General features: G+C 45.5%; 14 protein-coding genes and 1 rRNA gene. 10 read left to right on the forward strand and 5 right to left on the reverse strand.

What is annotated here, in order from left to right; translation table 11 throughout:
- Positions 1-250: 250 nt before the first annotated feature.
- The 4 genes from rrf to JGK36_RS07210 all read left to right on the forward strand — a co-directional run bounded on the left by rrf (position 251) and on the right by JGK36_RS07210 (position 1,420).
- A 5S ribosomal RNA gene (rrf, locus tag JGK36_RS07195) occupies positions 251-367 on the forward strand.
- Positions 368-484: 117 nt separating this feature from the next.
- Positions 485-739 (forward strand): DUF4258 domain-containing protein, encoded by a 255-nt coding sequence (locus JGK36_RS07200; protein ID WP_293196602.1) that lies wholly within the window; start codon positions 485-487, stop codon positions 737-739.
- Positions 740-750: 11 nt separating this feature from the next.
- The gene (locus JGK36_RS07205) at positions 751-969 is read left to right on the forward strand and encodes a DUF2283 domain-containing protein (RefSeq protein ID WP_106332875.1); all 219 of its coding nucleotides are present in this window, start codon (positions 751-753) and stop codon (positions 967-969) included.
- A 40-nt stretch (positions 970-1,009) separates the two neighbouring features.
- Entirely contained in the window at positions 1,010-1,420 is a 411-nt protein-coding gene (locus JGK36_RS07210) for a transcriptional regulator (RefSeq protein ID WP_293196604.1), read from the forward strand.
- A 184-nt stretch (positions 1,421-1,604) separates the two neighbouring features.
- Here JGK36_RS07210 and JGK36_RS07215 read toward each other — a convergent pair whose 3' ends face one another.
- Complete coding sequence (locus JGK36_RS07215) at positions 1,605-3,749, reverse strand: calcium-binding protein (protein WP_293196606.1); 2,145 nt, start codon at positions 3,747-3,749, stop codon at positions 1,605-1,607.
- Positions 3,750-3,879: 130 nt separating this feature from the next.
- On the opposite strand from JGK36_RS07215, the gene JGK36_RS07220 reads away from it, so the two are divergent.
- On the forward strand, positions 3,880-4,446 hold the full coding sequence (locus tag JGK36_RS07220) for a hypothetical protein (RefSeq protein WP_293189468.1): 567 nt from the start codon (positions 3,880-3,882) through the stop codon (positions 4,444-4,446).
- A 101-nt stretch (positions 4,447-4,547) separates the two neighbouring features.
- Here the strand turns inward: JGK36_RS07220 and JGK36_RS07225 are convergent, their stop codons facing one another.
- Positions 4,548-4,904, reverse strand: a complete 357-nt coding sequence (locus JGK36_RS07225; RefSeq protein ID WP_293189466.1) for a DUF2281 domain-containing protein — start codon at positions 4,902-4,904, stop codon at positions 4,548-4,550.
- Positions 4,905-5,199: 295 nt separating this feature from the next.
- Here JGK36_RS07225 and nadC point away from each other — a divergent pair, with 295 nt between their 5' ends.
- Positions 5,200-6,057, forward strand: a complete 858-nt coding sequence (nadC, locus tag JGK36_RS07230) for a carboxylating nicotinate-nucleotide diphosphorylase (RefSeq protein WP_293196608.1) — start codon at positions 5,200-5,202, stop codon at positions 6,055-6,057.
- 372 nt (positions 6,058-6,429) lie between these two features.
- Here the strand turns inward: nadC and JGK36_RS07235 are convergent, their stop codons facing one another.
- Together JGK36_RS07235 and JGK36_RS07240 are read right to left on the reverse strand one after the other, a co-directional pair.
- Positions 6,430-7,458 carry a C39 family peptidase gene (locus JGK36_RS07235; RefSeq protein ID WP_293189462.1) on the reverse strand — a complete coding sequence of 343 codons (1,029 nt, stop codon included), beginning with the start codon at positions 7,456-7,458 and terminating at the stop codon, positions 6,430-6,432.
- A gap of 373 nt (positions 7,459-7,831) precedes the next feature.
- Positions 7,832-9,160, reverse strand: a complete 1,329-nt coding sequence (locus JGK36_RS07240; RefSeq protein ID WP_293189460.1) for a pitrilysin family protein — start codon at positions 9,158-9,160, stop codon at positions 7,832-7,834.
- Positions 9,161-9,483: 323 nt separating this feature from the next.
- Between JGK36_RS07240 and JGK36_RS07245 the strand changes: the two genes are divergently transcribed.
- The 4 genes from JGK36_RS07245 to JGK36_RS07260 all read left to right on the forward strand — a co-directional run bounded on the left by JGK36_RS07245 (position 9,484) and on the right by JGK36_RS07260 (position 12,255).
- Entirely contained in the window at positions 9,484-10,356 is an 873-nt protein-coding gene (locus JGK36_RS07245) for an ABC transporter permease (RefSeq protein ID WP_293189458.1), read from the forward strand.
- 300 nt (positions 10,357-10,656) lie between these two features.
- Positions 10,657-10,866 (forward strand): DUF2997 domain-containing protein, encoded by a 210-nt coding sequence (locus JGK36_RS07250; RefSeq protein ID WP_194071124.1) that lies wholly within the window; start codon positions 10,657-10,659, stop codon positions 10,864-10,866.
- A 40-nt stretch (positions 10,867-10,906) separates the two neighbouring features.
- Positions 10,907-11,293, forward strand: a complete 387-nt coding sequence (locus JGK36_RS07255) for a DUF1257 domain-containing protein (RefSeq protein WP_293175346.1) — start codon at positions 10,907-10,909, stop codon at positions 11,291-11,293.
- 494 nt (positions 11,294-11,787) lie between these two features.
- A complete protein-coding gene (locus tag JGK36_RS07260; protein ID WP_293175344.1) occupies positions 11,788-12,255 on the forward strand; it encodes a ferredoxin in 468 nt (155 codons plus the stop codon).
- A gap of 176 nt (positions 12,256-12,431) precedes the next feature.
- On the opposite strand, the gene JGK36_RS07265 is transcribed toward JGK36_RS07260, so the two are convergent.
- Positions 12,432-12,713, reverse strand: a complete 282-nt coding sequence (locus JGK36_RS07265) for a YiaA/YiaB family inner membrane protein (protein WP_293149023.1) — start codon at positions 12,711-12,713, stop codon at positions 12,432-12,434.
- Positions 12,714-12,802: the final 89 nt, after the last annotated feature.

The following is a 12,802-nucleotide window of genomic DNA, read 5'->3' on the forward strand; positions in this document are numbered from 1 at the left end:
CTGTTTGTGGAACAGGCATCTTGCCTGTTGGTGCGGGCGGGCTCTCCGGCCCACCCCACAAGAGAATTTACTGTTTGTGGAACAGGCATCTTGCCTGTTCAGCGATAAAGGTGCAACATCTCAGCAAAAAAAAGTTTAAAAAAGGGGTTGACAAACTTAGGCGAGTTTGGTAACGTAATAAATGTCGAGCGAAAGAGATGCAGCGCATCAAGTTTAACGCAGACACAGGATTCAAAGTTTTCAAAGCTTTCCTGGTGCTTATGATGTAATGGAACCACTCCGATCCATCCCGAACTCGGTTGTTAAACGTTGCTATGGCGAAGATACTCGGCGGGTCACTGCCCGGTAAAATAGCTCGGTGCCAGGTTAATAATAAATTAAAGCTCTTTTCCCACAACAACGGAAAGGAGCTTTAGTTTTTTGGGGAAGTTGTTACTCATTGTGAATCAGCAATTTAAACTTTTAATTTATTGGGCAATAAAAAGTGAAACCTATTAGATTAACTAATCATGCTCAGGAACAAGCGATTGAAAGAGGTACAAATGAATCAGAAATTATTGATACCATTATGACGGGTAATCGACAACCTGCTAAAAATGGTAGGTACAAATATCAAGCTACTTTTCAGTATAATAATGATTGGCAGGATAAGTTCTACTCTCTCAAGAAAGTAGTACCGATTGTTGCTGAGACTGATACTGAGTTAGTCGTTATCACAGTATATACTTTTTATTTTTGAGGTGAAAATTTATGAAGATTAGTTATGATTCCGAAATTGACGCTCTCTATATTAGACTTGTAGAAGGTAAGCATCAGTGTCGCACTTTACAGTTAACTGACGAAATTGCTTTAAATATTGGGGAAAATGAGTTATTGGTAGGGATAGAAGTTTTAGATGCTACACAGGTTTTAGGTAGTGGAAATGTACCTAATGTGGTGCTAGAAAATATAGCTTTTACTGTAGCTTAAACAGGGAAAGCGATCGCTACCTGTGCAAATCTAAGTAAGGATGAGTGGAAAAATGATCCGTACTTTTGATGCAAAATCTTATACAGATTTAGTGGTTCGGTATCAACCAAAACCGATCGCCAATGAAGCAGAAAACGAGGCTGCGATCGCTCTCGCTTGCGAACTGGAACACGGCCCTATGCGATCGCAGGAGGAAGAGCTATTTCTGGAGCTTTTGATAACGCTGATTGAAAAATTTGAGGCTGAAAATTATCCAATTCCCGCAGGAAATGGTGGTTCAATGTTGCAACATTTAATGGATGCGAGAGATTTGGACAAATCCGATCTGATTCCTGTTTTGGGAACGGAAACTGAGGTTGATAAAGTTTTTGTTAGTGGAAGGGCGATCGAAATAGATGAAGCCAGAAAATTAGCCGATTTTTTCCACGTGGATATTAGTTTGTTTCTTTAATTGCGATCGCAGTTATCGGTTGGGAAGGGCGGGTTTATCAAGATTATCGGTGGGTGGCAAGAGCGATCGGTGAACCCGCCCTTACAATTTTTATTCAATATCGCCCTTAAACCAACTCCACATCACACTGGAAATGCCGAATGACCGTAGGGGCGGTGCCCCCGTGCCCGCCCGATTATAGCCGTTATCGCCGCGTCAAGCCCTCTACCGAAGTAACCGTATAGACGTTCTCCAAGAAATCTAGGGGATTAGGAGCTCCAAGAAGATCGAATGATAGTTGTTTGTAATCATTAGCAAATAGTCCTCCTCCCCGTCCATTCCCAATCCCAACGTCTAAGAAATTATCCAAGCTTTCACTACCCGGTCCTCCTAGCTCTCTCCCGCGATTTGTCAAAGTGAAATTTAACTCTCCTTGACCCTTTTTATCTTCTGGAATTAGAAAACTGGTAGATCCCAGACCTTTTTGACCACTACCCGTGATCTCTACAATTCTGCTGTCGTTGGCCGGATTCGAGTATTTGACATTCAGGTTAGCAGTCCCCAGATAAGGGATAGCAGACGGTTTTATCTCTATTTTTAAGGAGGCAGTGGCTGGTGCTGGGGGACTTGGATTTGTACTTGGCGGTGGCGGAACTGTCGGAGATTGCGGATCGCAAGCATTGATTCCTAATTCTTTGCGAAGATTAGATGATAGTTCGCCTTTACCATCAAAGAAAAATTTGTTGATGCCACTAAATAAGTTTTGAACTGAATCGCCAATCTTAAGAAGTTTTGTCAGTGGCCCAGGAAGAGGAATTTTATCTTCGGCCGCTCCTGTTACTGCTTTTTTGAGGGCTTCGTCGTTGCCAAACAAAGCTGTACAAATAACACCAGAAGTTTGACTGATTACTTCAAATTCCTCAATGGCACTGCTACTCCCATTTACTGGTAATCGAAATTTTTCCAACACAGATCCAACCTTTGCAGCACCATCTTTCCATTTACTTACCATATCTGCTGTTTGCTCAAATGCGTCACAAAAACCTTTGCCAAAAATGCAACTAATCTCTAATGCTAAATTTCTGGCAAAGTCAGTTCCAAAGTCTCCTATTTTCCCAACTTCGGTTTCGCCTGTCGCACTTTTCTCTATTACGCTGCCTGATTTATTGTCAATTCGTTGCAGGATAACTGAGTTGGAGGAACCTGCTTTTTGAAGTTCGCCTCTTGTCCCATCTGGATTGTAGCGAACTGTGAATGGTTGAAGGCCACTGTTGCCCTGATTCGATGGTGTGTATCTGACAGATTCCTGATACACTTGAGTGTCAGTTTTTTTGATGGTAGAAACAAACTGACTTCCATCACTGCCTGCAAGAGTCATTTCATAAGTATCGGCTGATATCTGTCTGGCTTTTGGGATGTCATAAGTTACAATGTTTGCTTTTACTAAGCGTCCTCGCACGTCTGTTGGTGACACTCCTGCAACTCGACCCAAGATCGCACCAGTAGCACTATTTTTAATTACCGTATCTGAACTTCCTGGTACGATAGAAGCTGCTTCTAAAGTCACTCCTGCTTCTGTTAAACCGTCAGTTAATCCAATAAAATCATCGCCTTTATTGAAGTCGGTGATTATATCGGCAGCAGAGGTCGTGATCGCAGCACTACCACTGGGCAAAACAAAAATATCTTGACCCGTACTGCCAGTCAAAGTATCTATCCCAAAGTCACCGTACAGGACATCATCACCATTGCCACCGTCTATTAAGTCATCACCCTTTCCCCCATAAATTGTGTCGTTCCCTTCGCCGCCGGAAAGATTATCGTTCCCTTGATTTCCGTTCAGAAAATCGTTTCCCGCGCCACCCTTGAGCAAATCAGCACCACCTCGGCCCTCAATTCGGTCATTTCCTTCGTCGCCATAGACGATATCCCCGGATTCTGAGCCTGTAATCGAATCCGCACCGCCTAAGCCTCGCAAACCACCTAAAAGAGTATCGAGCAAGCCAAGGGGAATCGTAAATGTGTCGCTTCCCTCTGTCAAAATGTAAGCACTACCATCGATCGAAAGTGAGCCACTACCGACTTGAGAAGTCGATCGCCCAATATCGCCATCAGCACTACCGGAGATAAAGTCGTTTCCTGTGTTACCATTCAAAAAGTCTTGCGTGACAGAACTTTCTAGCGTATCGTTGCTTCCCAAGCTAAAGATATTCTGGATATTCTGAGAATTTGATAGCGTCTCTTGAGTCGCGGCTTTTTTCGATCCACAGCCACAATCCTCTCGATCCTTGGTGCTGCTACCGTTCAATATGTCATCGTTCTTGTCCAGCAAAGCTAAATTGTCAGGCATACACTGTTGGTTTGTGTTGGTGATTTAAGAAATCTACCTCACCTGTCTCATCTATGTCATGGCTGAAAAAGCCCGAAAAAGACTGAAAAAGCCCGAAGTTTCCTTAACTTTATATTTCTTCACTTAACCCATGCAGCCCAACGACGATCGCCCGTTGCAAGCCGTCCCTGACGATAACGAACTGCTGAAATTGGTCGATGGTCTAATATTTGAAAAAACAGGCAAACATCTCAACACGCTACAACAGTTAGTGTTGCAGGGAATGTATGATGGCAAAACCTACGAAACGATCGCCCGCGACACCCGCTACACTACAAAATATGTCCGAGAAGTCGGCTACAAGCTGCTCAAAACTCTCTCCGCAGTGATGGATGAAGAGATGCAAAAAGGCAATCTCAAAGCTGCGCTAGATCGTAGAAATATCAGCAATACTTCAAACTTCGGCAGAGATTATATTCATCAATACGTCAAATACGTTCACACCCTCAACCTCAAACCCTGTCCTTCTGGACCTAGCAACTCTGACAACAATCGCCCCACTGAATCGAAATTCAAAACTCAGATCGAACGGCTGGAAATTGATGTCGCTGAAGTCGTTTGCAAATTGCACAGTCAAGGTATCGAACCATCTCAAATCGCTCAGTTGCTTGGTTTGCCGGATGCGGTAATCGACAAAATATTGCGTGAATTATCATAGCTAAGGGCGATATTCAATAATTTATGCTGCTTTATAACTTAATTCTTTACTGTCTTCCAAGTACCAGAGAAAAGTATGGGTATCCAGTATAATATTCATGTTTATATATAATCCTTTAAATCTTCGAGAGGTTCATCAAAATCATCAGACATCGAGATTTTATCTTTCCAAATTCCCAGTCCGCCTCGCTTGGCAGCTTTTTCGGTTTGAGGAGCCTCTTGGGCGTATCGGTTAACCATGTATTCCTTCATATCCTCAAGCGGCTCATCAAAGTCATCAGGCAGCGGTAGAACAAACATTCCTTTCATTGTTCCGGCAACTCGACGCTTCTTTGTTGGCTTTTCTTGGGTTGAGTTTTTAGCCTGCTTTTCTATCAAAAACTCAATGTAATGAAGCACTTCTGTCTGAAGAGACTCAGGGAGTTCTTCTAATTTTTCTAAAATGACTGGCTGTATCATGGTTTCTGCTCGCGATCGCCCCATCTACTCCATTAAAGCACCAAAACCCAATGTCAGCAACAGAATAGCCGATTATCTAGCCCGATCGCCCAAAATCGCACTCACACCATCATCATTCTGCAACTTGCCGAAAATCACCCGATCGACTATTATTCCTAGTAGCAGTCCTAGACGCACGGGTAGTCAGAAACCGGGTTTTTTCCGAGATTCTTTGTTACAGCCCAATTCAATCGCAAAAACCCGGTTTCTTGGGTTTTGATGCGTAATTCCTATTGATATAACAACCGACAAAAACATGACAGCAATATTGCCACCTTGGATAGTTTTAGACTCCCTACTGCACAACTGGCTGCTAGAAGATATCGGTAGGGGCGATCGCACAACATCGGCTTTATTCCCCGCAGCCAGCATCCAGGGTACTGCTAAATGGATTGTCAAGGAGGCTGGAGTCGTCGCTGGATTGCCGATCGCACATCGCACATTTAAACTTTTAGACAGCAGCCTCAGTTTCATACCCCAAGTACCCGAAGGGAAACTGTGCGAAAAAGGAGAAGTAATCGCCGAGATTTCCGGCAATTTCGATGCGCTGCTAACCGGAGAAAGAGTTGCATTAAACTTGGCAATGCGTTTGAGCGGCATCGCTACTTTAACTCAAAAATATGTTGACAAAATTGCCGATTTGCCCGTGCAATTAGTGGATACCCGCAAGACAACACCAGGATTGAGATTGTTGGAAAAATACGCGACTCAAGTCGGCGGTGCTTGCAATCACCGCATGGGATTAGATGATGCGGTGATGATTAAAGACAATCATATTGCGGCGGCTGGGGGAATTGCCGAGGCGATCGCCCTAATTCGCAATTCTATCCCCTATCCGCTGACGATCGAAGTTGAAACGGAAACTCTGGCGGAGGTGGAGACAGCTTTGCAGCACAAGGCGGATATCATCATGTTAGATAATATGTCCTTCGATTTGATGCGGCAGGCTGTGGCAATAATTCGGGAAAAGAGCGATCGGGTAAAAATTGAAGCTTCCGGGAATGTGACTTTGGAAACTATTCGGAGTGTGGCGGAAACCGGAGTTGACTATATTTCTACGAGTGCTCCAATTACGCGATCGACTTGGCTGGATTTAAGTATGAAAATCAGTTGACAGTTGACAGTTGACAGTTGACAGTTGACAGTTGACAGTTGACAGTTGACAGTTGTCAGTGGGAGCATCTCAGTTTTTTATCTATAGTGCGAGCGTCCCCGCTCGCGTTTTTTATCTATAGTGCGAGCGTCCCCGCTCGCGTATTGTACAATACGCGAGCGGGGACAGCACTATAATAAGACAAATGCTTTTTATAAAAATGAGATACTCCGGTTTACAACTATCAACTGACTACTGTTAACAGTCAATTATTAGACATCTCCCATAATTGTTGTGGAACAGGCATCCTGCCTGTTCAAAATTGGCATTTTGGGAGGGTTCTATTGGTTAGTTATTACCAATAACAAATAACAAATAACCAATAACCAATAACTACTTCGAGATAAAATGCACCCAAAAATTCCCATCAGCCATACAAACGCTGCGGATTAAGCGATAGGAATAGTGCAAGTAAGAACCGCTGACAGTTGTGTCATAACCCGTGGGGAACCATTCGCCATAGGGATCGTGAACGAAGAATCCTTCGCTGTCGTAGCCTGTGGCAACTATAATGTGACCGAAAGACGTGAAGTATCCGTGGATGACAGCGGGATTTCCGCTGGCGAGCCAATCTTGAACGTCATCAATCGTTGCATTCTCGGTAAAGTAATCTTGAGCGCCGTAATCTCTAACAATTTTGGCTAAATCTCTCGGTTCCCAGCGACTGTAACCTTTGTCGATCGCATATTGGTAGAGTTCATCTTCATATTGTCCGGTTTTTTGGCGCCGGGGAACTCTCAAAAAGTCCAAACACATCGCGATGGAAGTAACATTGCAAGAACCTGTAGGATTGTACAAGTTATCCATTTGCGATCGATAAGGAATGCCCAGTCTGACAGTCGGCGGATTCGGTTTGGGATACAGCAAAACGCCGTCTAGAGTAACTTGAGCGTGTCCTCCGTAAACATACCAAATCCCTGAACCTTTGAAAGACTCGTTGCGGAGAGCAACTCTAATATGGCCGCGAATCGGAGCAAAAGCCAGCAGTTCAAACTCTTTTCCCGCTGGGATTACTTGTTTTTCCGCTTCCTGAAGTTGAGAAGACGCCAGCGGTTTTGATTTAAAAATTGTGTCTTTGAGGATTTTCAGGATGGGGCGAGGTTTGGGAATGTCCGCCGGTTTGGTTTCGATCAGCTTTTGGGCTGTGATTGCTCCCAAAAAACCCGGCTCGCCGCACTTCATCAGGGTTTGAAATCGGTGGAGGGCTGCGGTAGAAAGAGGGCCAAAGATGCCGTCTACTGGAGGTTTCAGTAAACCTAGGTCAATGAGGCGACTTTGAATTTGGCGGCTCAGTTCGTCGTCCGCAGCGATCGCCCTAGAATCATACCTAATTTTTGACTTGAGAAAGTTTTGTAATTTCATGATTCCCTGCGCGCTTCAATGATTCCAAGTTTATCCTCTCAGAAAATTACGGCAATTTTACCGATCGTCCGCACCTTAAGGGCTTTGTATTCATGATTCGATACAAACCTTTAAGGCGACAGCCGATCGAACTTGATATCGTGTCCGGTCGATCGATCGCAATAAGATTGGTTCGTAGTACGGACTTTAGTCCGCTCTTAAGTTGCGGACTAAAGTCCGTACTACGAACCTTTTTTTGTGACGATCGTAGATCGGACGTGATATGACGCAGTATTCTCTAATCTAAGATGACGATAATTTAACTTTTTTGTGCCGTTGCAAGTCTCCCTAGCTTAGCCATGAAACGATCGCGCTGTTTAGCAAAAAGTCGATTTTATGCTTCGCTGGGGCGAATTACCACCACACCCATCGCGTCGGGAGATAGGTATTTGACGGCGGCTTCCCGAAGATCCTCGGCAGTTTGAGCTTGGATGCAGGCGGCATAGTTGAGGGCGGGAGCGATATCTCCTACCATCGACTGATAGTAACCGTACAAACTTGCTCGATCGCTCGGAGTTTCGTTACCGAAGATAAACCGATTTGCTACTTGGGTGCGGATGCGGGAAATTTCGGCATCTGTCACCAGTTCGGTTTGCAGGGTGCGGATGTGTCCGACGATGGCTGCTTCCACTTCTTCTATATTTTCTGTCGCTAGTTGAGCAGAAATCGAGAATACACCGCCCAGCCGCTGAGTCATGTTGCTGACTGAAATTGACGAGACTAGCCCTCTGTCTTCGCGCAAATCCTTAACCAAGCGAGTTGTGCGCCCGTGGCCCAAGACTGTCGCCAAAACGTCGAGGGCATAGGTTTCGGACATTTCCACGAAACCTGGCACCCGCCACATGACAATCAGTCGGGCTTGCTGAAGTGCTGAGTCTACAAATTCGCGGCGGACTGTTTCGGTAAATGGCGATTCTTGGCCGTAGTTGAGAATTTCCGATTCTGGGTGAAAGCTGCTGACGGCGGGCAGATTTATGGTGCTGTTTTGTGCTGTGCTTTTGGCGGCAAAACTTTCTGCGACAATTTCAATTAGTCGATCGACCGGCAAGTTACCTACAGCGACTGCTGTCATCGCCCCTGGCTGGTATCTGCTGCTGTGAAAATCCCGCATTTGTTGGGCGGTAAGATTTTCGATGACGGAAGTCGGGCCGAGTACGGGTCGTTTGTAGGGCAGGACTTCAAAGGCTAATTGCATCGATCGCTGATAGGTGCGGCGGCGCGGATTGTCTTCGGATCGTCTAATTTCTTCTAATACTACCAGCCGTTCGCGATCGAAGGCGTCATCGGGAATGCTGGCGTTGAGCAAGACATCGACTTGCAGCGGGGCTAGTTCGGCAAAATCTTTAGGAGCTGTAGTGATGTAATAGTTCGTGTAATCTTGGCTGGTAGCTGCATTAGTGACAGCGCCGCGTTGTTCGATCGCCCGCTCAAATTCTCCGCTCGGAATGCTGGGAGTTCCCTTAAAAATCATGTGTTCTAAAAAGTGCGCCATACCGTTGATTTCGTCGGATTCAACGGCTGAGCCTAAATTCATCCACACGCTGAGGTTAACGGCATCGACCGGCAAGTGTTCGGCTATAACTGTGAGGCCGTTGGGGAAATGGCGCACTGTTGGGGCGTTGAGGGGCGATTTGGAGGAGGCTTTGAGTAGGGTTGATGTCATGCGCTTTTAAAATTATCTTGTTATCTATATCTTAAAGGGTCTTTTACGAAGGGATCGGGCATTTGGCATCTGCCATTGGCTATAAAAACTGCGATCGTTCTGGTTTTTCACTCTTGGACGCACCAAATGGCTAAAAACCCGGTTTCTTCCTAGATACCTCGTTACCAAACCGAATATTCTGCGAGAAACCGGGTTTTTTCCTCACTCCTAGGCGGAAGTCCTGTTAAGATTTCTGCGATGGCTGCTCCGTCGTTGCCGATCGCGATCGTTAATTTATTTTAATAATTTGTGCAAAGTCCTCAGTTTTTTGGTGACAGCACTCAATGGACAATCGAAAATTGCATAAAAATTTAATATTTTCACAGCCTGCTTGGCAGCGATTTGGGCGATCGACCTCTGGGAAAATCGGCTTAATTTTGACTGTAGCGCTGATTGTTGTGGCAGTGTTAGCCCCCCTAATTTACCCTTATAATGCTGCGGTCGATCGCGATTATTTGTCGCGCTTAGTGGCTCCTAGCGTCAAACATTGGTTCGGAACCGACAGTTTGGGGCGAGATTTGCTGGTGCGGGTATGGCACGGATTGGGGATATCTTTGATTGTCAGCCTGGTTTCTGTGGGTGCGGGATTATTTGTGGGCTCTCTGTTGGGGCTCTTCGCTGGGTATTTTCGAGGGTGGGTGGAAGGTGCGATCGGGATTTTGGCGGATATTTTGCTAGCTTTCCCTTCGATCTTACTGGCGATCGCCATTGTTACCGTCACCGGGCCCAGCTTGCAAAGCGTAATTATCGCCGTCAGCGTCGTCCAAATTCCGATTTACATCCGCCTCACACGCAGCATGGTGCTATCCCTGCGAGAACAAGAATTTGTGTTAGCTGTCAAGGCCTTAGGCGCCAGCGACTTGCGGATTATTTTTCGCCACATTTTGCCGGGAAGTCTCGCCCCGCTTGTTGTACAAGCAACTCTTTCCACAGGTACAGCGACGCTAGAAGCTGCTGGTTTGGGTTTTCTCGGTTTGGGCGCGCAGCCACCAGCCCCAGAGTTGGGGACGATGCTTTCCGATGCTTTCAAAGGCGGATACGCTCTTTCGTCTCCTTGGACGATTTTGTTTCCCGGTTTGCTGATTACCTTGACAGTTCTGGGTTTCAACCTTTTAGGCGACGGGCTGCGAGACGTTTTAGACCCCAGGGGGAATTAAAGGGGAGAGTCGGACAGTGGGAGAATTTATACTTTTGGCTTCAAAATCTAAAATCTAAAATCTAAAATCTAAAATCAACTTGACTGGTGTCACAATGTACGCGAAACTTTACATACAACTGATGTATTGCTTCTACCTATTAATAACTTCTGTTAAGTTGTGACTCAAAACCTATCAATTAGTCAAAATTGATATAGCGGTTTGTCAGTCCGCCAACTCTTAAGAAGCGACCTCAGGAGGCATCGTCCCCGGCTTGCTGGTGTCGGTGTCATTATTGTTCCTATTCAGTCAGCCCGGATTATGGAAACACTAGAATTTGTCATTTATCCAGATGGCCGCGTACAGGAAACAGTCACCGGCATTGTCGGTGCTTCCTGCGCTGAGGTAACGGCAGCAATTGAAGCCCAGCTCGGTGTGGTGCTTCATCAAGAGTCAACATCTGAATATTTCGCGCAAGTGCTGCATCAGTCAGCCGAAGCGACGGCCCAAGTGGCTTTTAGCGATTGGTAATCTTTTTTGTTCAGTTCACTTAAATTTTTTTGGAACCACCATGTCACACTTTAGCCAAATTAAAACCCAGATCCGCAATTTGAATTCTTTGGAAGCTGCTTTAACTGACTTGGGTATCGACTGGAAGTCTGGCCCCACTGAGGTGCGCGGCTATCGCGGCCTCACCAGCACTGCTGAGGTGGTGATTGAGCAAAAAAACGGCTATGACTTAGGTTTTAGCTGGAACGGGACTGAGTATGAATTGGTGGCGGATTTGCAATTTTGGCAGCAAGCTTGGTCTGTCGATCGTTTTCTGAATAAGGTGACTCAGCGCTACGCTTACCATACTGTGGTGAATGAAAGCGCTAAGCAGGGTTTCCAAGTTTCTGAGCAAAAGCAAAATCAAGACGGTTCGATCCGCTTGGTGGTTCAGCGCTGGTGCGCTTAAGGGTTGTTTGAGATTTTTACAATTCAAGTCTCATCTCAAGTCCGCCCGTGCGGACTTATTTATTATCAGAAAATTGGGTTGAAAACCCTGTCCTTGTAGCACGGCTTTTTGCCATTTTTAAGTAAAATAAAAAATCCATCTTCACCGAATAGCGGGGGTTTGAAGCCCCTGCCTTTAGGCAGATTGTGATAAGAACGGAGTTTAAATCTCCGTTCTTATCACTTCGCTGTCAACTGTCAACTGTCAACTGTCAACTGTCAACTGTTTAAAAATGAATATGGTAGGATAAACAAATCAGACAAGATTTAAAAACCTACCCCCGGACTGGGGGAAAGTCTACGCCCAAAACATTTTTGAGGAGATATGACTACGCACTTGAGAGTGCAAACGTAGTCAGCCTGGGAACCCACGCTTGCGCGGGATATTTTGACAGAAATGTCTTAAGAATCCCCGTACCTTTAGGTCGGGGAGTGTCAATATTGTGAGGGATCTAAATGTCTGAGCTTTCTGGACTCGGAATAGATACAGCAGGCGATCGCACTGGTTTAGAACCGGAGTTGGGCGGATTTTTGCGGGATGCGCCCGATCGCACTGGTTTAGAACCGGAGTTGGGCGGATTTTTGCGCCAAAAAGGCGTCTATGTTGACGAGATTACCTGCATCGGCTGCAAGCATTGCGCCCATGTTGCTCGCAATACTTTCTACATTGAGCCGGATTACGGGCGATCGCGCGTAGTCCGACAAGACGGAGATTCCGAAGAGTTGATTGCTGAGGCGATCGACACTTGTCCGGTAAATTGCATTCACTGGGTTGACTACACCGAACTCAAGAACCTCGAAGAAGAGCGTAAGGATCAGGTGATTCCCGTAGTTGGTTTTCCCGTGGATATGGCTACAGTTCAGGCGGGTGTTCGCCAGCGCCAGAAGGCTAAGGGCGATCGTAAGTTCAAACACAACTATTGAAACCCACAATCAAAATCCACAGCTTGAAACCTGTGGCGACAAAAACAAAGCCCGCCTGCGCGGGCATTTTTTATACAAAATATAACTTTCTCCGACTCTTAGTCCGCGGAGGCGGACTTCGTTTGTATAGCAGCGGTTTCAACCGCCGAGTCAACCCCCAAGTTATGAACAACAGATTATTTCAAAGGATGGTGATCCGCGAGAATTTTCTCAACTCTAGCCTCATCAATTCTCGCAGTCAATCTAGTTGCCTCATTGTTATCCCGAATCGTTTTTGCTAAAGTAAAAGACGAACCAACCGAAAAAGTTAAACCCATACCCACGAAACTTTTTACCCAGATATCTACGGGCAGATAAATGACACCTATAGCCGTAGTGGAAATAGCTAGAATAAAGGAAACCCAGCACTGTAAAATCCAAGCATTAGTATCTCTTTGACGTACAATTTGTTGCTGCATAATGCCTCTATCTAAAATATATCTTTTGGTTCATTAACTTCAATAATAGAGAGTATAAATGAAGCGATCGGGAGAGATAGGGACAGTTT

Origin of the sequence: Microcoleus sp. PH2017_35_SFW_U_B (genome assembly GCF_020737865.1) — a bacterium.
Classification (GTDB): Bacteria; Cyanobacteriota; Cyanobacteriia; order Cyanobacteriales; family Microcoleaceae; genus Microcoleus.

Excerpts from the sequence above, each read along its gene's own strand:
- JGK36_RS07205 (WP_106332875.1), top strand. The coding sequence starts at position 751 with ATGAAGATTAGTTATGATTCCGAAATTGACGCTCTCTATATTAGACTT.
- JGK36_RS07210 (WP_293196604.1), top strand. The coding sequence starts at position 1,010 with ATGAGTGGAAAAATGATCCGTACTTTTGATGCAAAATCTTATACAGAT.
- JGK36_RS07215 (WP_293196606.1), bottom strand. The coding sequence starts at position 3,749 with ATGCCTGACAATTTAGCTTTGCTGGACAAGAACGATGACATATTGAAC.
- JGK36_RS07220 (WP_293189468.1), top strand. The coding sequence starts at position 3,880 with ATGCAGCCCAACGACGATCGCCCGTTGCAAGCCGTCCCTGACGATAAC.
- JGK36_RS07225 (WP_293189466.1), bottom strand. The coding sequence starts at position 4,904 with ATGATACAGCCAGTCATTTTAGAAAAATTAGAAGAACTCCCTGAGTCT.
- nadC (WP_293196608.1), top strand. The coding sequence starts at position 5,200 with ATGACAGCAATATTGCCACCTTGGATAGTTTTAGACTCCCTACTGCAC.
- JGK36_RS07235 (WP_293189462.1), bottom strand. The coding sequence starts at position 7,458 with ATGAAATTACAAAACTTTCTCAAGTCAAAAATTAGGTATGATTCTAGG.
- JGK36_RS07240 (WP_293189460.1), bottom strand. The coding sequence starts at position 9,160 with ATGACATCAACCCTACTCAAAGCCTCCTCCAAATCGCCCCTCAACGCC.
- JGK36_RS07245 (WP_293189458.1), top strand. The coding sequence starts at position 9,484 with ATGGACAATCGAAAATTGCATAAAAATTTAATATTTTCACAGCCTGCT.
- JGK36_RS07250 (WP_194071124.1), top strand. The coding sequence starts at position 10,657 with ATGGAAACACTAGAATTTGTCATTTATCCAGATGGCCGCGTACAGGAA.
- JGK36_RS07255 (WP_293175346.1), top strand. The coding sequence starts at position 10,907 with ATGTCACACTTTAGCCAAATTAAAACCCAGATCCGCAATTTGAATTCT.
- JGK36_RS07260 (WP_293175344.1), top strand. The coding sequence starts at position 11,788 with ATGTCTGAGCTTTCTGGACTCGGAATAGATACAGCAGGCGATCGCACT.
- JGK36_RS07265 (WP_293149023.1), bottom strand. The coding sequence starts at position 12,713 with ATGCAGCAACAAATTGTACGTCAAAGAGATACTAATGCTTGGATTTTA.